This window comes from Shinella sp. (assembly GCF_052438155.1).
Classification (GTDB): domain Bacteria; phylum Pseudomonadota; class Alphaproteobacteria; order Rhizobiales; family Rhizobiaceae; genus Shinella.
Window position 1 is genome coordinate 83,343 of record NZ_JBQVPI010000001.1, and the last position, 17,062, is coordinate 100,404.

Annotated in this window: 21 protein-coding genes; 14 read left to right on the forward strand and 7 right to left on the reverse strand. The window is 63.2% G+C overall.

Going from position 1 to position 17,062, the window contains the following annotated elements; translation table 11 throughout:
* Positions 1–4: 4 nt before the first annotated feature.
* The 3 genes from ACT6VE_RS00380 to ACT6VE_RS00390 all read right to left on the reverse strand — a co-directional run bounded on the left by ACT6VE_RS00380 (position 5) and on the right by ACT6VE_RS00390 (position 3,211).
* Positions 5–1,126: a FecCD family ABC transporter permease gene (locus ACT6VE_RS00380; protein WP_444796657.1), complete on the reverse strand. Its 1,122-nt coding sequence runs from the start codon at positions 1,124–1,126 to the stop codon at positions 5–7.
* Positions 1,113–2,054 (reverse strand): heme/hemin ABC transporter substrate-binding protein, encoded by a 942-nt coding sequence (locus ACT6VE_RS00385; RefSeq protein ID WP_444796658.1) that lies wholly within the window; start codon positions 2,052–2,054, stop codon positions 1,113–1,115. Before ACT6VE_RS00385 ends, ACT6VE_RS00380 begins: the two co-directional genes overlap by 14 nt.
* Positions 2,055–2,164: 110 nt before the next feature.
* A complete protein-coding gene (locus tag ACT6VE_RS00390; protein ID WP_444797425.1) occupies positions 2,165–3,211 on the reverse strand; it encodes a hemin-degrading factor in 1,047 nt (348 codons plus the stop codon).
* 245 nt (positions 3,212–3,456) lie between these two features.
* Between ACT6VE_RS00390 and ACT6VE_RS00395 the strand changes: the two genes are divergently transcribed.
* From ACT6VE_RS00395 to ACT6VE_RS00420, 6 genes are all read left to right on the forward strand, one after another.
* On the forward strand, positions 3,457–3,888 hold the full coding sequence (locus tag ACT6VE_RS00395; RefSeq protein ID WP_444796659.1) for a hypothetical protein: 432 nt from the start codon (positions 3,457–3,459) through the stop codon (positions 3,886–3,888).
* 67 nt (positions 3,889–3,955) lie between these two features.
* Positions 3,956–4,849, forward strand: coding sequence for a TonB family protein (locus ACT6VE_RS00400; protein WP_444796660.1), 894 nt, complete (start codon positions 3,956–3,958; stop codon positions 4,847–4,849).
* 403 nt (positions 4,850–5,252) lie between these two features.
* Entirely contained in the window at positions 5,253–5,651 is a 399-nt protein-coding gene (locus ACT6VE_RS00405; RefSeq protein ID WP_069061292.1) for a DUF2325 domain-containing protein, read from the forward strand.
* Complete coding sequence (locus ACT6VE_RS00410) at positions 5,648–5,917, forward strand: hypothetical protein (protein WP_069057912.1); 270 nt, start codon at positions 5,648–5,650, stop codon at positions 5,915–5,917. Before ACT6VE_RS00405 ends, ACT6VE_RS00410 begins: the two co-directional genes overlap by 4 nt.
* Before the next feature lie 14 nt (positions 5,918–5,931).
* A complete protein-coding gene (locus tag ACT6VE_RS00415; protein WP_069057913.1) occupies positions 5,932–6,246 on the forward strand; it encodes an antibiotic biosynthesis monooxygenase family protein in 315 nt (104 codons plus the stop codon).
* The gene (locus ACT6VE_RS00420; RefSeq protein ID WP_444796661.1) at positions 6,243–6,614 is read left to right on the forward strand and encodes a bleomycin resistance protein; all 372 of its coding nucleotides are present in this window, start codon (positions 6,243–6,245) and stop codon (positions 6,612–6,614) included. The genes ACT6VE_RS00415 and ACT6VE_RS00420 overlap by 4 nt, the downstream gene beginning before the upstream one ends.
* A gap of 2 nt (positions 6,615–6,616) precedes the next feature.
* On the opposite strand, the gene ACT6VE_RS00425 is transcribed toward ACT6VE_RS00420, so the two are convergent.
* Positions 6,617–6,982 carry a DUF423 domain-containing protein gene (locus tag ACT6VE_RS00425; RefSeq protein ID WP_444796662.1) on the reverse strand — a complete coding sequence of 122 codons (366 nt, stop codon included), beginning with the start codon at positions 6,980–6,982 and terminating at the stop codon, positions 6,617–6,619.
* Between the two features lie 5 nt (positions 6,983–6,987).
* Complete coding sequence (locus ACT6VE_RS00430) at positions 6,988–7,404, reverse strand: group II truncated hemoglobin (RefSeq protein ID WP_444796663.1); 417 nt, start codon at positions 7,402–7,404, stop codon at positions 6,988–6,990.
* 135 nt (positions 7,405–7,539) lie between these two features.
* Between ACT6VE_RS00430 and ACT6VE_RS00435 the strand changes: the two genes are divergently transcribed.
* From ACT6VE_RS00435 to ACT6VE_RS00450, 4 genes are all read left to right on the forward strand, one after another.
* A complete protein-coding gene (locus tag ACT6VE_RS00435) occupies positions 7,540–8,100 on the forward strand; it encodes a TetR/AcrR family transcriptional regulator (RefSeq protein ID WP_444796664.1) in 561 nt (186 codons plus the stop codon).
* A 40-nt stretch (positions 8,101–8,140) separates the two neighbouring features.
* A complete protein-coding gene (locus ACT6VE_RS00440) occupies positions 8,141–8,482 on the forward strand; it encodes an SMR family transporter (protein WP_069057917.1) in 342 nt (113 codons plus the stop codon).
* Positions 8,483–8,590: 108 nt separating this feature from the next.
* Positions 8,591–9,376 (forward strand): ThuA domain-containing protein, encoded by a 786-nt coding sequence (locus tag ACT6VE_RS00445; protein WP_444796665.1) that lies wholly within the window; start codon positions 8,591–8,593, stop codon positions 9,374–9,376.
* An 8-nt stretch (positions 9,377–9,384) separates the two neighbouring features.
* Positions 9,385–10,428, forward strand: coding sequence for a Gfo/Idh/MocA family protein (locus tag ACT6VE_RS00450; RefSeq protein WP_444796666.1), 1,044 nt, complete (start codon positions 9,385–9,387; stop codon positions 10,426–10,428).
* Here the strand turns inward: ACT6VE_RS00450 and ACT6VE_RS00455 are convergent.
* Positions 10,425–11,441, reverse strand: coding sequence for a substrate-binding domain-containing protein (locus ACT6VE_RS00455; RefSeq protein ID WP_444796667.1), 1,017 nt, complete (start codon positions 11,439–11,441; stop codon positions 10,425–10,427). The genes ACT6VE_RS00450 and ACT6VE_RS00455 overlap by 4 nt on opposite strands.
* Before the next feature lie 625 nt (positions 11,442–12,066).
* On the opposite strand from ACT6VE_RS00455, the gene ACT6VE_RS00460 reads away from it, so the two are divergent.
* The 3 genes from ACT6VE_RS00460 (at position 12,067) to ACT6VE_RS00470 (ending at position 14,231) form a co-directional block, all read left to right on the forward strand.
* Positions 12,067–12,897 (forward strand): hypothetical protein, encoded by an 831-nt coding sequence (locus ACT6VE_RS00460; RefSeq protein WP_444796668.1) that lies wholly within the window; start codon positions 12,067–12,069, stop codon positions 12,895–12,897.
* Positions 12,898–13,056: 159 nt separating this feature from the next.
* Complete coding sequence (locus tag ACT6VE_RS00465) at positions 13,057–13,551, forward strand: MarR family winged helix-turn-helix transcriptional regulator (RefSeq protein WP_444796669.1); 495 nt, start codon at positions 13,057–13,059, stop codon at positions 13,549–13,551.
* On the forward strand, positions 13,548–14,231 hold the full coding sequence (locus tag ACT6VE_RS00470; RefSeq protein ID WP_444796670.1) for a GNAT family N-acetyltransferase: 684 nt from the start codon (positions 13,548–13,550) through the stop codon (positions 14,229–14,231). The genes ACT6VE_RS00465 and ACT6VE_RS00470 overlap by 4 nt, the downstream gene beginning before the upstream one ends.
* Positions 14,232–14,282: 51 nt before the next feature.
* Here the strand turns inward: ACT6VE_RS00470 and ACT6VE_RS00475 are convergent, their stop codons facing one another.
* Positions 14,283–15,608 (reverse strand): MFS transporter, encoded by a 1,326-nt coding sequence (locus ACT6VE_RS00475; protein WP_444796671.1) that lies wholly within the window; start codon positions 15,606–15,608, stop codon positions 14,283–14,285.
* A gap of 291 nt (positions 15,609–15,899) precedes the next feature.
* On the opposite strand from ACT6VE_RS00475, the gene cyoA reads away from it, so the two are divergent.
* A complete protein-coding gene (gene cyoA / locus ACT6VE_RS00480; RefSeq protein WP_444796672.1) occupies positions 15,900–17,024 on the forward strand; it encodes a ubiquinol oxidase subunit II in 1,125 nt (374 codons plus the stop codon).
* Positions 17,025–17,062 lie beyond the last annotated feature (38 nt).

The following is a 17,062-nucleotide window of genomic DNA, read 5'->3' on the forward strand; positions in this document are numbered from 1 at the left end:
TCTCTTACCAGCCGGTGCGCGTGCGGTCCCGCAGCAGCACCCAGAGGAAGAACGGGGCGCCGGCAAGGGCGGTGATGATGCCGATCGGCAATTCGGCAGGTGCCACGATGACGCGGGCCAGCATATCGGCGCCGAGCATCAGCACGCCGCCGAACAGCGCAGAGGCCGGCAGCAGATAGCGGTGATCCGGGCCGATGACGATGCGCAGCAGATGCGGCACGACGATACCGACGAACCCGATGCCGCCACCCACGGCGACCGAAGCGCCGACGGCGCCGGCAACCGAGACGATGGCGATGTATTTCAGCCGCTGCACCTTGACGCCCATGTGGAAGGCCGCGGCCTCGCCGAGCGTGATGGCGTTGAGGCCGCGCGACAGGAAGGGCACGACGAGGAGCGCCAGGAGAATGATCGGGCCGGCGGCGAAAAGCTTTGCCCAGGTCATGCCGGACAGCGAGCCGAGGCTCCAGAAGGTGATGTCGCGCAGCTGCTTGTCATCCGCCATATAGATGAGAATGCCGGTGATGGCGGCGGCGAGCGCGGAAATCGCGATGCCTGCCAAGAGCATGGTGGCGACGGAGGTCTGTCCGCCGCGCGTCGCGATGCGGTAGAGCAGCAGCGTTGTGAGAAGGCCGCCGGCGAAAGCGGCGATCGGCAGGGCGAAGGCGCCGAGTGTCATCATCAGCGCGGGCGGCAGACTGGCGCCGAGCACGATCATCAGCACCGCGCCGAGGGCCGAACCGGAGGAAATGCCGACGAGGGCAGGGTCGGCAAGCGGATTTCGGAAGAGGCCCTGCATGACCGCGCCGGACATGGCGAGCCCGGCGCCGATCAGGAAGCCGAGCAGCGCGCGGGGCATGCGGATGTCGAAGACGATGATACGGTCGCGCATAGAGAGCGCGGTGTCATCCGCGCCGGTGAAGAGCGCGCCGATGACGTTGAGCGCGGACGCATCCGACGCGCCTGTCGTGATCGACACGGCGAGTGCTGCAAGCGAAACGAGCACAAGTGCTGCAAGCGTCAGCCGTGCGATGGCCGTCCGGTCGCCGGCAGGCCGGGATTGGACGGAGCGCATCAGGGAAAGGCCGCGCGCGCTGTCGCCGCGCACGGCATCATTGAGAGACATTGCTGTAGAGTTCTTTGTTGAGATCGCGGATGGCCGAGGCGGTGCGCGGGCCGAAGCCGAGCAGGTGCAGGCTGTTCATGCGCAGGACCGCCTTGGCCTCGCCCGCCGGGGTCACGGAAAGAGCGGGATGGGCGAGGATTTCCTCGTCGCTGCTGCCATGGCCGGGGCGGGTCATGACCATGATGACATCGGGCTTCGCCTTGATGATGGCCTCGTCGGTGACTGGCTTGTAGCCCTCGAAAGCGCCCTCCATCGCGTTGACTGCGCCAGCAAGGCCGACGATGCCATCGGCGGCCGTATGGCCGCCCGCAGCCATGATCTTGCCGTTCTGGAAACTGAGGATGAAGAGCACGCGCTTGCGCTCGTTTTCCGGTCGCTTGGCGGCATCGGCAATGGCGGCGTCGAGATCGGCCGCAACCTCCGCTTCCAGCGCCTTCGCCTTGTCCGGCACGCCGAGGAATTTGCCGACGACGTCGATCTTCTTGAGGATCGCCGCGCGGTCATAGCCTTCCGGCACGGTCTCGAAGGGAATGCCGGCGCTCTTCAGAACGGCCAGCGCATCCGGCGGGCCGCTGCCTTCGACGGCGAGGATGGCGGTCGGGTTGACGGCGATGACGCCTTCCGGCGAAAGCTGGCGCATGTAGCCGACATCCGGCAGTTTCACCGCCTCTTCCGGGAAGGTGCTGGTGGAATCACGCGCGACAAGCCGTCCGCCCTCGCCGAGCGCATAGACGATTTCCGTCACCGCGCCGCCGATGGCGACCAGCTTCGAGCTGTCGACCTGCTGCATGTCCTGGGCGACCGCCTTGCGGATGAAGCCGTTGGCGCCGGGTGTCGCCAGCGGCAGGAGCAGCGGAGCCGAAAGGGCGAAGACGGTGAGAGCCACTTCCCACGGGCGGGCGCGGCGGAAATCGAAGCTCTTGCTCATGGTCGTATCCTTCGCGGCTAGCGCGAGCATTTCCGGGCAAAACCGGGCCGCGGAAATGCTCTGTCTCTTGTTTCCATGCAATTCCGGGCGCTGCCGGGCTTGCTCCTGCCTCAGGCGGCGACGCTGTCGGGGCGCGGCAGGCCGTCGAGGATTTCGCGCCAGTCGGTGCGCTCCGTCATGCCTTCCTTCCGCTTGCCGAAGAACTGGATGATCATCTCGCCGCTTGCATCATAGGCTTCGAGCGAGGTGACGTGGCCATCGACAGTCGGCTTGCGGACCACCCAACATTCGGCGATGTGGTCCATGCGCAGGTGCATGTGGAACGTCGGATCCATGACGTTGAGCCACGGGCCCATCGGCTGGATGTTCTTCACCGGGCCGGTATGGATCTGGATCGTGCCGTGGTTGCCGACGAAGCACATGATGTCGGCGTCGCGCTCGGCGGCGGCCCGCATCAGGTCGCCGACGGCGTCGGCGCGCACCTCATGGGCGAAATCCTCGCCGACGCTGCGCACCGCGTCCTGACGGCCGATCTTCAGCTTCCTCAGCATGCCGAAGAACTGGTGGGTGTCGGTCATGGAGGCCCAGTTTTCGCGCAGAGCTGCGACATCCACCGGACCGGTGTCGTCGACCTTTTCGGAAACCACTTCGACGAAATCCTGCGACTGGTCGTCCAGGCGGAAGTCGGCGACGATGGCCTCGTAGGCTTCGAGATTGGAGGCGGGGCGCAGGTGCACCTTGTGTACGGCCATGCCGGCCTTGTCGAAGAACTGCAGGCTGCGGCGCACTTGGTCGCCGTCGGTCTTGGTCACAGCAAAGCCGTGCGCCCAGGTGCCCGGGAAGATGCGCAGGTCGATGTTCTCGCCGAGCACGATCGAGGCATGTTTGCCGGGGGTGATCTTCTCGAACACGCCGATCTTCTCATGCACAACGCTCTCGTTGCGGGTCAGCGCCATGACCTCGCCAAGCGCTTCCGAACGCTCGAGGAAGCGGTTGGCGCTGCCGTCGATGCGCACGGCCGTGAGGCCGACTTCCGCAGCAACGAGCGCAGCTTCGGAAATGCCGAGCTGGGCGGCGATGTCGCGCTCGCGCATCTTCGGGTTTTCGGCGCGGAAGGCGCGGATTTCGGTGGGGGTCGGTCGGGTCGTGTTGGTCATGGGCGCGGCCTTGATCGAAATGCGGGATACCATCTTTCCCATGACCATCACGTTCCGGTGAATTTCCTTGGCGGAACAGCGGTTTGACAGGAATTTGGCGGTTGCTATCTTGACTTCCTTACTCATATTTATCTATGCACGCAATACCGGAGCCTTAAAGTCATGTTAATTCTGGCTGAGACCGGCTAAAGTATCTCCGGCCGTCGCACCCGGCCGAAACGAACCGATATCGAACAGGCGGGCCAATGACCGTACGCATCCTTCTTCTTTCGGCGATGCTTTCCGTTGCCGGCATCACGAGTGTCGCAGCTCAGGAGGCCGCAGCGCCCAAGGGGCTGGAAGTGGAACTGAATGCGCTTGCCGGGTCGCAGAAGGGCTGCCTCTTCACCTTCCTCGCGGTCAACGGCTTTGCGCAGGATATTTCGAAGGTGTCCTTCGAATTCGTCATCTTCAACGACAAGGGTACGGTGGAACGCCTGGCACTGCTCGATTTCCGCGATTTGCCGGCCGGCAAGTCGAAGGTGCGCCAGTTCGACGTGCCGGGCGTCAAGTGCGAGACGGTGAAGAACCTGCTGATCAACGATGCGCCGGTCTGCGAAGGCGCGGGCCTTGAGAAAGGGCGCTGCATGGACGGCATCGTGACGCGCACCAAGGCGGCGGCCGGCCTCGAAGGCTGAAGGACGACGGTGAGTTGCGCAGCACATGACGGGCTGCGCCGCATGAAACGGAATGACGGGTGATATCATGTCTGGAAGCAAGTGGCTTTGGGTTGGCGGCGGCGTGTTTTCCCTGCTCGCGCATGCGACTGCTGCAGCCATCCTGACCATGACGCCCGCGCCGGAGGAGGAGCGTGCGATGATCGCCGGTGGCGTCATCGCGGAAGTGGCGATGCTCGGCAGTGCCGCCTTCGATGCGACCGAATCCGGCAAGCCCGAAGATACGATTAAGCCTGAGACTATCCAGCCGGACGTGGCCGAAACGACGCCGCAACAGGTGGCGGAGATCCAGCCGACCGAAATCCAGCCCGAATTGACCGAGATGGTGCAGCCGACCGACCCCGTCGTTTCCGAGCCGGTCGAAGAGTTGATCGTTCCTTCCGCAGAGGTGGAGATTGCCGCGATCCCGATCCCGGAGATCAAGCCGGAAGTCGAGCCGGAGGAAATCAAGCCGGTTCCGGAAGTGAAGAAGGAAGAGCCGGTCAAGAAGGTCGAGCGCCAGAAGCCGAAGGCGAAGCCGGTCAGGAAAGCCGGTGAAGAGGGCAAGGCCAAGCAGAACGCCAAGAAGGGCGAAATCGACGGGTCGGACGATGTCAAGATCGCCGCTGTTGGCGGCCAGAAGAAGGGCAACTCCTCTGTCGCTGGCGACAGTGCTGTCAGCAATTATCCGGGCAAGGTCCGCAACAAGATCAATCGTGCCAAGCGGCGTGTGGCGGGCGGCAAGCAGGGTAGCGTGGTTGTGAGTTTCGTTGTCAACGCAAGCGGTCAGGCGAGCGGCATACGCGTTGCGCGCAGTTCTGGCGAAGCGGCAGTGGACAAGGCCGCACTCGATTCGGTGCAGCGTGCGGCGCCTTTCGCCAAGATTCCGGAGAATGCCGGCAAATCGTCCTGGGCCTTCAACGTGCCAATCGTCTTCAAGTGAGACGTGTATTCCCGCCGCTCCGAGACCGGCGGGAATTTTTTGCGCGAAAATATGACTATCACAGTCATGTTTATACTTTACTCTGAAAATCAAGTTTTGTAGGTTGGCCCCACTGAGGCTCCGCCCTTGAAGCGGAGTGCAAAGGGGATGTTTGATGAATTATGTAACGGCGGGTCGCGCTGATGCGATCCTGAAGGCTGCGGTTGCCGAGCGCGACCGACGTATCGCGGATCTGGAACGCCAGGTTGCCGCGCTCAAGAAGCAGATCGCGGGAGCACAGGAACCGACGACGGCGGCAGCGCCGGCCGTTGCCCCCAGGGTTGAAGTGCAGGCGCCACAGGCGCCGCGCAGCGTGGAAGTCACCAAAATCAAACGCCGGACCGGCGAAGCGGAGAGGAAGGCGATGCGCGAGAAGCACAGGCAGCAGCAGCAGGCCCGTCAGCCGGCCGATACGACCCCGAAGCCCGATAACAGCAAGGCGATGCTCGAAGGACGCAGCTTCCTCTATGTCGGCGGCCGGGATTGCCAGGTGGCGCATCTGCGCCAGATCGCCAGCTCCTATGGCGCGAACCTCATCCATCACGACGGCGGGCTGCGCGAGGCGGTTTCGCGCATCGACAATGTTCTGCCCTCGGTCGACTGCGTCTTCTGCCCCATCGACTGTATCAGCCACGATGCCTGCATCCGCGTGAAGACGGGCTGCAAGAAGTGGGAGAAGGCCTTTGTGCCCTTGCGCAACGGCAGCAAATCCTCCTTCGAGCGCGCCCTGCAGAGCATGAGCCAGGAAGGCACCACCCAGTGAATGACGAAAGACCCGAGGCCTTCATGATGATCGGCCTGCACAAGTTGGCCGCACAGAATGGCGATGGCCTGATCCCGGAACTATACGCTCTGCTGACACGTCGTGCGGAAATGCTGGAAAGCGAGAATGTCACGGAGTTTCCGGTGGCAAGTGCCCGCCCGCCGGCCCGTGTGCCGACCTTCGAAGGCGCGTCCGCCCTTGAAGCGCGCAACGACAATGTCGTAGCTTTCCCCGCGCCGCGTCGTCTGCGGCGGGATTCGCTCTGACATCGAGGTCATCCATGTTCTTCGCCATGAACCGCTTCCGGATTGCCGTCGGCCACGAAGAGGCCTTTGAAAACATCTGGAAGGGGCGGGATTCCAGCCTGGCGGATATGCCCGGCTTCCAATCCTTCCATCTGCTGCGTGGCGATACCAATGCGGAAGAGGGCTACACCCTCTTCGCCTCCCATTCTGTCTGGGCGAGCAAGGACGATTTCACCGCCTGGACGAAATCGGAAAACTTTCGGCAGGCACACAAGAACGCCGCCGACAACCGGGCGATCTATCTGGGCCCGCCGAAATTCGAGGGGTTCAGTCTGGTGGAAGGCGCGTGAGCAAGGCCGAGAATCCCGACCGTATCGAAGTGCTGCCGGTCCTGCCGTCGCTTGATATTCAGGAAACGTTCGATTTCTATACGACGATGCTCGGGTTTAGCGAAGTCGTGTATCAGGTGGACGATTATCTCATCCTTCGCCGTCCAGACATGGAATTGCACTTTCGGCTGACCGACGACCGGACGCTTTGTGAACGCACTTCCGTCTATCTGCGCGGCGGCGGTATCGGTGACTTGCACCGCGAATTCAGCGAACGCGACGTGCCAACACTGACGCCGATGGCGGTGCGACCATGGAACATGGAAGAGTTTTACATTCACGATCCGCACGGCAACCTGCTGCGCTTTGCCCGTATTCCGAAGGGCTGAGGTCAGCCTTCCCGTCGCGGCAGGAACGCGCCGAGCGCCACGGTAAGCCACCCCGCCATCATGATCACGCCGCCGGTTGGCGCCGACATCGGGAAGAGGCCGTGTCCCGCTGAATGACGCAAGACGAGATCGCCGGCGAAGATCGCGGTGCCGATCGCGAGCAGCAGGGCGGCGAGCGGCGCCGTGCGCATGGTGGGCCAGGCTGCATAGAGCCCGATCAGCGCCGGTGCATGGGCAAGGCACATGGCGGAGGCGCCGGCCATCAGGCGCGGATCGCTGCCATGCGAGGCGGCCGCCGCGGTGACGACACCGGTGAGACCCATCAGGCCTGCGACGAGCAGGGTCGCGGAGCGGAGCGAAAACGACATCGGGTTCATTCCTGGTTTTGCATATGGTGCGCAAGCCGCGTCACCGGTTCGAGGATGATGGCGCGCAGGCCCTCGCTCGGCACGGTCTCTTCCAGTGCGCGGACGAAGCAGAGCAGCCATTCGTCGCGCTCCGCCGGCCCGATCGGTGCCGCGAAGTGGCGACGGCGCAGCATCGGGTGGCCGCGTTTGTCGGTATAGAGCGGCGGACCGCCGAGCCAGCCGGTCAGGTATTCGTAGAGCTTTTCCTCGCTGCCGGAGAGATCCGGCGGGTGGATGGCGCGACAGCGCGCCGCTTCCGGGAGGGTATCCATCAATTCATAGAAACGGTGAGTGAGCGCCCGCACGGCCGCGTCGCCGCCGACCGCCTGGTAAAGGGTGATCGTCTCGCCCTGCCGTTCCTGATTGTCGCCCGTATCGGCCATGCGCTTTTCCCGTTCCTCCGGTCTTAGCGCGCTGTGGGCGGACGGGCAATGCCAGCCTTTTGCCTGCGACGAAGCGCGCAAACCGCTGCTTGCGCGGCAGATTGACAGGAAACCGTCCAGACGGTATGTTTAACTATGAGCAAGGCACATCACCGCAAGAAACACCCCGAAGCCGTCCGCCAGCAATTGCTGGAGGTTGCGGCGAAGCTGTCGCTGGAGAAGGGGCCGGCCAGTGTCACGCTCGACGCGGTGTCGCAGGCGGCGGGCGTCAGCAAGGGCGGCCTGCTGCACCATTTTCCAAACAAGCTCTCGCTGCTCGATGGCCTGTTCGGCGACCTCACGGAAAAGCTCGACCGGGCGATTGCCGACAGGATGCGAGACGACGCAGAACCGAAGGGGCGCTTCACCCGCGCCTATGTCTCGGTCTTCTTCCAGCCGCACGGCATCGAGGATGGCGAGCAGTGGAAGGTTTTGACCATCGCGCTGATTTCCGAACCGCATCTGCGCGAACGCTGGCGACAATGGGTGGAGCGATACCTTGCCGAAAATGTCGGCACGGATTCGTCGGCTGAAGCGATGCTCGTGCGCTATGCCGTGGATGGCCTTTGGTTGGCCGACCTGCTCGGCTCGCCGACCATGGATTCCGACGAGCGTGCCGCCATGCTGGAGCGGCTGCTGACATTGTCGCGGTCCTGATCTTGTTACAAGTGGCGCCGCCATGCGCCGGAGCACTGCCATGAACCTCACCACCGTCTATGCCGTCCTCGTCGTCGCCATCGTTTTCGAGGTTCTCGGCACCTCGGCCATGCAGGCCGCCCAGCATTTCACGCGCGTCGTGCCGACCGTCACGATGGTCGTCTGCTATGCCATCGCCTTCTTCTTCCTGTCGTGGAGCCTGCGCTACGTACCGGTTGGTATCGCCTATGCGATCTGGAGTGGCCTAGGCATCGTGCTGATCTCGCTTGTCGGCTATTTCGCCTTTGGCCAGAAACTCGATCTGGCCGCCATGATCGGCCTTGGCATGATCATTGCCGGCGTTCTTGTGCTGAACCTTTTCTCCAAATCGACATTCCACTGATAGGGAGCCGGAATCGAGCGGCCCCCCGCTTGCAAAAAAGCGGGTCTGGTTCTATCGATTCCGTCGAATTGAAAGCGGTTTCAATTTACGGCTTTAGAGGAATGGCACATGGCAATACGCACCATCGTATGGGGTGAGAACATCCACGAGCAGACGAACGAGATCGTGCGCTCGATCTATCCGCGCGGTATGCACAATACGATCGCCGATGCGCTCAACAGCGACCCGGCAATCGAGGCCAGCACCGCGACCCTCCAGGAGCCGGAGCACGGTCTGACCGAGGCGCGCCTTGCCGAGACGGATGTGCTCGTCTGGTGGGGCCACAAGGATCACGGCGCCGTCAGCGACGAGGTAGTCGAGCGTGTCGCCAAGCGCGTCTGGGAAGGCATGGGCCTCCTCGTCCTGCATTCCGGCCACTTTTCCAAGATCTTCAAGCGCCTGATGGGCACGCCCTGCGCGCTGAAATGGCGTGAGGCCGGCGAGCGCGAGCGCCTCTGGGTGATCAACCCGCGCCACCCGATTGCCGAAGGGCTCGGCGAGAACTTCGTGCTGGAAAATGAGGAAATGTACGGCGAGCAGTTCTCCGTGCCGGAGCCGCTGGAAACGGTGTTCATCTCTTGGTTTGCCGGCGGCGAGGTGTTCCGTTCGGGCATGACCTGGCGCCGCGGTGCCGGCAACATCTTCTACTTCCGCCCGGGCCACGAGACCTATCCGACCTATCATGACGCCACCGTCCAGAAGGTCCTCGCCAACGGCGTGAAATGGGCCTTCAACCCGCAGGGCACCTACGCCGCCATTCATGATGCGCCGAACGTGCCGGTCGAAAAGGCACTCGAGCCGATCGAGGAGCGGGGTCCGAAATTGCATGAAGCCGGCGAAGCCGGTTACCGCTGAGGCCTGCCATGCGTCTTCTCATTCTTGGAACCGGCGGCATGGCCAACAACCATGCCGAACATTTCGCGGCGATCGACGGGGTCGAGCTGGTGGGCGCCGTCGACGTCGACCCATTGCGCGCAAAAGCCTTTGCCGATCAGCACGGCATCCCGAACGTCTTCACTTCACTGGAGGACGCCATAGCCTGGGGTGGTTTTGATGCGGCCACCAACGTGACACCCGACCGCGCGCATCACCCGACGACGCTGGCGCTGCTTGCCGCGGACAAACACGTCATGTGCGAAAAGCCCCTGGCGGAAAACTACGCCAAGGCGGACGAGATGGCGCGGGCGGCCGAAGCCTCCAGCCTCGTCACCATGGTGAACCTCACCTATCGCAATGTCGCGCCCTTGCAGAAGGCTCGCGACATGGTGCTTGCCGGCGAGATCGGTCGCGTGCGCCATGTCGAGGCGTCTTATCTGCAAAGCTGGCTGGTTTCCAAGGCCTGGGGCAACTGGGCGACCGAAAGCCAGTGGCTCTGGCGCCTTTCCACCAAACACGGCTCGAACGGCGTGCTCGGCGATGTCGGCATCCACATCCTCGACTTTGCCAGCTACGGTGCTGCAAGCGATGTGGAGCACGTCTTCGCGCGATTGAAGGCCTTCGACAAGGCGCCGGACAACCGGATCGGCGAATATGATCTCGACGCCAATGACAGCTTCGCAATGACGGTCGACTTCGCCAATGGTGCGCTCGGCGTCATCCATTCGAGCCGCTGGGCAACCGGCCATCTCAACGAACTGCGCCTGCGCATGCACGGCGACAGGGGCGCGCTGGAGGTGGTCCATTCTACGGAGGGCTCGAGCCTGCGCGGCTGCCTCGGCGAGGATGTCGAAAAAGCCGTCTGGCGGGAGATTGACGCCGGCACGGTGCCGACCAACTACCAGCGCTTTGCAGCGGCAGTGACAGCCGGCGAGCAAGTCGAGCCGGGTTTCCGCCACGCTGCCGAACTTCAGAAGATTCTTGATCTCGCCATCGAGACCGAGAGGGAGCGACGGGAGTTGACGGTTTAGGCCGGAGCGGCGCCTGTTGAACCGCGCATGACGAAATCGACCTGCCAAACCTCCTGCAAGGCTTCAGGCGGTTCGCCTTGCAGGAGCCGCAACGTCATTTCGCCGATCCGCTCGCCTGCCGCGCGGATCGAGGATTGCGTCGTGGTAACGGACGGCACGAGGTTTTCCGGGCTGAGATAGGGAAAGACGTCGTCATGCGCGATAAGCGAGACGTCGTGCCCAAGCCGGAGGCCTGCAACACGGATCGCCCGCATCGCGCCGAGCGCCGACATCATCGAACCGGCGATCACGGCCGTCGGCGGGGCGGGGAGGGCGAGGAAGGCTTGCATCAGGCGGAAGCCGGTTTCGTCGGTGAATTCGCCCTGGCCGATCAGCCCGGGTTCGACCGCGATACCGCGTGCTTGCAGCGTCGAGCGGTAGCCGTTGTCCCGATCGCGGGCATAGGTGCTGACCTTGTCTCCGTTGATCAGCGCGATGCGGCGATGGCCGTGGTCGGCAAGATGCCGGATTGCCGTCTCGATGGCGCCGAAATTGTCAATGTCGAGGAAGGCGAAGGGTTTTGACGCTTCGCTTCTTCCGTGAACGATGAAGGGCAGATCCAGCGACTGCAACAATGTGATGCGCGGGTCCGCGCAAGCCGGCGTGTGCACGATAACCGCGTCCACCCGTTTGCTTGCGGCAAATCCACGATAGGCGGCTTCTTCGTCTTCCAGGGTCTCGACGGTGGAGACAAGGATGTCGATGCCATCCTGTTGAAGCGATGTCGAAAGTCCGCCCATGAATTCGCTGGAATGCGGCCCGAAGCGCCCCCCACCCTGAAAGACGATACCGATGGCGCCGGCCCTTCCGGTTGCAAGCCGTTGCGCGCTGATGTTCGGCCGATAACCGAGCCGCTCGGCCGCCTCCAGCACGCGCGCCCGCGTCTCCGCCTTCACCTCCGGATAGCCGCTCATCGCGCGGCTCACCGTTGTCTGGGACAGGCCGATGAGGGTGGCAAATTCCTTGAGGTTCATCCTGCGTCCTGGGCGCGACCGGTGGTTTCCTTTGTCTTATGGACGCTCGGGCGCCCCGCGGCAAGCAAAGGGCGGGAAGGATGGGAAACCTGTATTTGCCGGCCAGATCTTGCGGCACTGCTCCAGCGCGGCACACGCGGACAATTCTCTATGGTTGTGAAATCCGCCTTGAAATTTGACAATAGCAAGTTAGAGTAAAATTATTAACGATAAGGTTGTGTCTTGGTGGTGCAGTTCGCCTGCGCGGCTTTGACGCTGAATGATAGCAGGCCCAAGGCAAGCAGCCTGGCTTGAGCGTTTTTGTTTTCGGGCTCGGACGGCCCGAAAGCGGTTTTGCAGTGATTTTCGGGAGAATATCATGCAGGCGGGCTCGGATATGCCGGCCGCAATGGGTCCGGCTGTGCGCTCGGACCTGCGGCTTGAAACACACGTCAAGTCCGCCCCCCGGACGGGCGAGCCGGCAAAAGGGGCGGATGCCCTTGGCTCCACCGGGCGCCCGCTTGTTTACTCGCGGTGTCAAACCGGTCGACGCCAAGCCTATCTGCGGATGATGGAGCGGTCGTTTGGTGCGCGGCGCGCGCGCGTCCGTGATCTTCTGTTCTCCCGGTCGCCGGTTTTGTTTCTGATGATAGAGGAGGCGTTTCTCCTCTATCTCGTGGCCAGTCTGTTGCGGGTGGTGACCGGCCGGCGCACCGTCGGTTTGTTGCTCTGTCCGATGCCTCTGGTCATCTCCCGCCGACCGCTTGAGCGTTGCAAGAGGCTCGCCTTGCAATGGCTCAAGCGCTTGCCCGGCTGCCAGACGCTGACGATCGTTCCCTTCAGCGTTTTTCCGGCCTTTTCGAGCATTGCCAGCGGCTGGATCTATGATTTCCAGCTTTGGGACCTCACCGGTGAAGAGCGCGACGCGGTCAACACCCTGCGTCGCGAGCGTCATCCGCCCGAATGTGGCGTGGTGACGGCAATCGGGACGCAGAGCCGCCGCAAGGGCTTCGATCTCTTCGCCGACACCTATACGCGCTCATGCGACCTGCGCCGGCGCTTCCAGTTCATCGCCTGCGGCAAGGTCGCCCCAAGCGTTGCGGATTACGCGGCCGCTTTCTGCGAGGCGGGCGGTGTGGCGGTCGATCGTGCTGTTTCCGACTGCGAACTGCTGGGGGCTTATGCGGCGAGCGATGCGGTCTGGTGCCTTTATCCGCCGACCGGCGATCACGCCTCCGGCATTCTCGGGCGCGCCGCGCAGCTGGGCATTCCGGTTGTCGTGCGCTACGGCTCGCTGGCACATCGTCTCTGTATCGTGGAAAACATCCTGCATGTTGCGACGACGGCCGATCGGGTGGCGGAGCGTCTCGCCGACCCCTTGCCGCCGCGCGACGATAGGCGCGGCCGCATGATGGCGCTGCGTTTTGCCCGCGAAAGCGAGGCAACCTTGCGGGCGGCCTTTGGATTGGCGGGATAGCTGCGGCGCCGCATCGGGTTTGAGCGGTCTGGACGGCCCCGCTTCGTTCATCACTGCCGGCCATGCGCGGCAGCCCGTCTTGTTGGTCAAGGCCCGAGTGATTCTTGACAAGCCATGCGTCGATAAATATAACGCATTATATAACGTGGAATATATAGTATGGCAGAAGATATCGTTCGTGCGCTAGGCTACCTGTGTCTCGGCACCCGGTTGCGCCGCCTCGGCGAACAGGTGCAGGCGGAAACGCAACGCATCATGGAGCGCATGGATGCGCCGCTGCAGGCGGGCCAGTATCCGCTTCTCGCCGCAATCGATCGCCTCGGTCCGCTTTCTGTGGGGGAGCTTGCGGAGACACTCGGCATAACCCAGCCGGGCGTGACCCGAATGGCGGGCCTCCTTGCCGAAGCGGGATACCTGACGGCTCGCAAGGAGGCTGGCGATCAGCGCATCCGGCGCCTGGCGCTGACGGAGGAGGGGCAGGCGCTGATCGCCCGTTCGAAACGGGATATCTGGCCGCTCATCGAGGCAGCCGTCCGGAGCGTTTGCGATCCGCTCGACGGCAGCCTGATAGACAAACTCGATCAACTTGAAGACGCCCTTGCCGAGGCGCCGCTCGACCGCCGCGCCCGGGTTCTGGAAGGACAGAAGCTATGACCGTGCTTCTCGACAGACCGATCTGGAGTGCGCTCGCCACCCGACATGCAGCACTCGCCGACGGGGCTGGTTGCGCCCGCCGCTATCAGCCCGGCATCCTGCCGTTCGCGGCAGCGGAGAATGACGACCCACAGGCCCTTGCCGACCTCGCCGAACTGGCACGCCCGGGCGAGACCTTGCTCTTCCTCCAGGCCGATTCGGTCGTCGCGCCCGCCGGTTTCGAGGTGCTGACGACCGCGCCGGCCGTCCAGATGATCGCGGCTGCCGTTCCTTCCCCGTTGCCGGACGATTCCATCGTTCCACTCGGGACAGCCGATGCCGAGGAGATGCTTGCGCTTGCGACCTTGACGAAGCCAGGCCCGTTTTCCCTGCGGTCCCAGGAACTCGGGCGCTTCTGGGGCGTGCGCGAGGGCGGTCGGCTCGTTGCCATGGCCGGCGAGCGCATGAAACAGCCGGGCTATACGGAATTGAGCGGGGTCTGCACGCATCCCGACCATCGGGGCAGGGGCTATGCCCGCCGCCTTTCGCTGTATGTGGCCGCTCGAATCATCGAGGGCGGGGACCAGCCCTACCTGCACGCCTATGCTAGCAACATCGCCGCTATCGCGCTCTATGAGGCGATCGGCTTCACCCTGCGCTGCCCGATGCATGTGGCGGCGCTGCAAAGGCCCGCCGATTGATCGTTGCCGTCCAGCGCCCGTCCGCCGGCGATCCTGTCGCCAACCGACGTTCTAGTGCTGGTCCAGCGTCCTTGTCAGCGTCAGCGCTGCAATCGTGCAGATCGCACCGGAGATCAGGTAGCCGCCGATGAAGATGATGCCGAAGCTGCTGGCGAGGCCGAGCGCCACGAGCGGCGCAAAGCCGGCGCCGAGGAGCCACGCGAGATCGGAGGTCAGTGCCGCGCCGGTATAGCGATAGTACTGCGTGAAGCGCGACGAGACGGCACCCGAGGACTGGCCGAAGGTCAAGCCGAGGATGAAGAAGCCGATCAGGATGTAGGCATCCTGCCCCTTGCTGCCGGAATCGAGCAGGAAGGGCGCGGAGAACGAGAAGATCCCGATCAGGACGGCGCCGAGCATCAGCTCGTTGCGCCGGCCGATGCGGTCGGCGATGAAGCCGGACAGCACGATGCCGACCGCGCCGAGGCCTGCGCCCGCGACCTGCACCCACAGGAACTGCGCCGCCGACTGGCCCCCGAAGAGCGTGACCCAGCTCAGGGGGAAGATCGTGACGAGGTGGAACATAGCGAAGCTTGCGAGCGGCACGAAGGCGCCGAGCACGACGTCCATACTGTGTTTGCTGAGCATCTCGAAGATCGGCCGCGCCTGGAGTTCCTGCGCCTCCATCGCCGCGCCGAATTCCTTGCTGGCGACAATGCGAAGGCGCGCGAAGAGCGCCACGACGTTGATCGCGAAGGCGACGAAGAACGGATAACGCCAGCCCCAGGCGAGGAAATCGGCCTCGGAGAGGTTGCTGACCATGTAGCCGAAGAGAATGCTGGCCAGCGCAAAGCCGATCGGTGCGCCAAGCTGTGGGATCATCGCATACCAGCCGCGGCGGTTTTCCGGCGCGCTGAGATTCAGCAGCGAGGCGAGGCCATCCCACGCGCCGCCCAGTGCAAAGCCCTGTCCCAATCGGAAGAGCGCGAGCAGCGCGACCGCCCAATAACCGATCGTCTCATAACCCGGCAGGAAGGCGATAGACGCGGTCGAGCCGCCGAGGATGACCAGCGCCGCCGTCAGCTTGGTACCGCGGCCATAGTTGCGGTCGATCCACATGAAGACGAAGGAGCCGATCGGGCGGGCGATGAAGGCCAGCGGAAACAGCGCAAACGACATCAGCGTTGCCGCGACCGGATTGGGCGCGAAGGAAAAGATGAGCTTCGGGAAAACGAGAATGGAACCGAGGCCGTAGACGAAGAAGTCGAAGAACTCCGAGGTCCGGCCGATCACCACGCCGATGGCGATGCTGCCCGGCGACAGCGGCTTGTCGTCGTCATGCATGCGACGGGCGTCTCGTTCGAGACCGGAGGACGATGGATTAGCGACCGAACTCATGAATTTCTCCGAGCGATGTGCGCCATGTCTTTCGAGTGTTGACTATTCGGCGTGTAATATCAAGAATTGGCTTGAACGTTCGAACACCATGCGGGTTCAGATGCTGACGCAAATGGCCCTTGACCCGCTTGGCAACCGATGGAATTGCGCTAGTTCAAATTTGTGGCCTCGAACAGTCATAAATTTCCTATCGCACTGCGACAGAATGCTGCGCTGCGACGAAGCACCTCATTTCCAAGCGCCGCCGTGCCCGAGTAATGCCGACTAGACAGAACGCAAGTTGAGGCCGCAATGCCCACGTCCTTCAGTTTAGCCCGACTATCGATCATCCTGCCGCTGATGCTCCTGACGCTGTCAGGGTGCAACATGGTCGTCATGTCGCCCTCCGGCGACATCGCCGCGCAGCAGCGGGACCTGATCGTCATCTCGACGATCCTGATGCTGATCATCATCATCCCCGTGATCCTGCTGACGGTGTATTTCGCCTGGCATTACCGCCAGTCGAACACGGCCGCCAAATATGATCCCGAATGGCACCACTCGACCGGCCTTGAAGTCATCATCTGGTCGGCGCCGCTTGCCATTATCATCGCGCTCGGCGCTATTACCTGGGTCAGCACCCACAAGCTCGACCCTTACCGTCCGCTTGACCGAATCGACGCTGCGCGGCCCGTCACCGACGCGGTGAAGCCGATCAACGTGGAGGTCGTGGCGCTCGACTGGAAATGGCTGTTCTTCTATCCGGACTATGGCATCGCCACGGTCAACGAGATGGCGGCACCGGTCGACGTGCCGATCAATTTCAAGCTCACCGCATCCTCCGTGATGAACTCGTTCTACGTGCCAGCCCTTGCCGGCATGATCTACACCATGCCCGGCATGCAGACGAAGCTGCACGCCGTCATCAACAAGCAAGGCGAGTACGAGGGACTGTCGTCCAACTACAGCGGCGACGGCTTCTCCCACATGCGCTTCAAGTTCCACGGACTGGATCAGGCGGGTTTCGACCAATGGGTCGCCCGGGTGAAGCAGGGCGGCACGATGCTCAACCGCGACGCCTACCTGAAGCTCGAAAAGCCGAGCATCAAGGAGCCCGTGCGCTACTTCTCTTCCGTCGAGGACGGGCTCTATGAGGCGGTGCTCAACATGTGCGTGCGCGCCGGCCAGATGTGCATGAAGGAAATGATGCATGTCGACATGATGGGCGGCGGCGGTCTCGAGAGCCACGAGAACAAGGCGAAGCTCGAGCACGACAACCGCCATGCGGACAGCGCCGGTGGCCATACCGAGGAAGCAGCACCCGGCGCAACCTTCCCGGAAACCGGCAACCCCGCGCGCAGCGAAGAGCCGGCCGAAGGCATCGATGACCAGCAGGAGGAGCCGGCCACGATGAACCACGACATGCACAAGATGTAATGGGACGCCGCCGCACTCGCCGGTCCCGGCGGGTGCGC

Excerpts from the sequence above, each read along its gene's own strand:
- ACT6VE_RS00395 (WP_444796659.1), top strand. The coding sequence starts at position 3,457 with ATGACCGTACGCATCCTTCTTCTTTCGGCGATGCTTTCCGTTGCCGGC.
- ACT6VE_RS00475 (WP_444796671.1), bottom strand. The coding sequence starts at position 15,608 with ATGAGTTCGGTCGCTAATCCATCGTCCTCCGGTCTCGAACGAGACGCC.
- ACT6VE_RS00425 (WP_444796662.1), bottom strand. The coding sequence starts at position 6,982 with ATGTCGTTTTCGCTCCGCTCCGCGACCCTGCTCGTCGCAGGCCTGATG.
- ACT6VE_RS00380 (WP_444796657.1), bottom strand. The coding sequence starts at position 1,126 with ATGTCTCTCAATGATGCCGTGCGCGGCGACAGCGCGCGCGGCCTTTCC.
- cyoA (WP_444796672.1), top strand. The coding sequence starts at position 15,900 with ATGCCCACGTCCTTCAGTTTAGCCCGACTATCGATCATCCTGCCGCTG.
- ACT6VE_RS00440 (WP_069057917.1), top strand. The coding sequence starts at position 8,141 with ATGAACCTCACCACCGTCTATGCCGTCCTCGTCGTCGCCATCGTTTTC.
- ACT6VE_RS00385 (WP_444796658.1), bottom strand. The coding sequence starts at position 2,054 with ATGAGCAAGAGCTTCGATTTCCGCCGCGCCCGCCCGTGGGAAGTGGCT.
- ACT6VE_RS00430 (WP_444796663.1), bottom strand. The coding sequence starts at position 7,404 with ATGGCCGATACGGGCGACAATCAGGAACGGCAGGGCGAGACGATCACC.
- ACT6VE_RS00450 (WP_444796666.1), top strand. The coding sequence starts at position 9,385 with ATGCGTCTTCTCATTCTTGGAACCGGCGGCATGGCCAACAACCATGCC.
- ACT6VE_RS00445 (WP_444796665.1), top strand. The coding sequence starts at position 8,591 with ATGGCAATACGCACCATCGTATGGGGTGAGAACATCCACGAGCAGACG.
- ACT6VE_RS00465 (WP_444796669.1), top strand. The coding sequence starts at position 13,057 with ATGGCAGAAGATATCGTTCGTGCGCTAGGCTACCTGTGTCTCGGCACC.
- ACT6VE_RS00455 (WP_444796667.1), bottom strand. The coding sequence starts at position 11,441 with ATGAACCTCAAGGAATTTGCCACCCTCATCGGCCTGTCCCAGACAACG.
- ACT6VE_RS00400 (WP_444796660.1), top strand. The coding sequence starts at position 3,956 with ATGTCTGGAAGCAAGTGGCTTTGGGTTGGCGGCGGCGTGTTTTCCCTG.
- ACT6VE_RS00460 (WP_444796668.1), top strand. The coding sequence starts at position 12,067 with ATGATAGAGGAGGCGTTTCTCCTCTATCTCGTGGCCAGTCTGTTGCGG.
- ACT6VE_RS00470 (WP_444796670.1), top strand. The coding sequence starts at position 13,548 with ATGACCGTGCTTCTCGACAGACCGATCTGGAGTGCGCTCGCCACCCGA.
- ACT6VE_RS00435 (WP_444796664.1), top strand. The coding sequence starts at position 7,540 with ATGAGCAAGGCACATCACCGCAAGAAACACCCCGAAGCCGTCCGCCAG.
- ACT6VE_RS00415 (WP_069057913.1), top strand. The coding sequence starts at position 5,932 with ATGTTCTTCGCCATGAACCGCTTCCGGATTGCCGTCGGCCACGAAGAG.
- ACT6VE_RS00405 (WP_069061292.1), top strand. The coding sequence starts at position 5,253 with ATGCGCGAGAAGCACAGGCAGCAGCAGCAGGCCCGTCAGCCGGCCGAT.
- ACT6VE_RS00390 (WP_444797425.1), bottom strand. The coding sequence starts at position 3,211 with ATGACCAACACGACCCGACCGACCCCCACCGAAATCCGCGCCTTCCGC.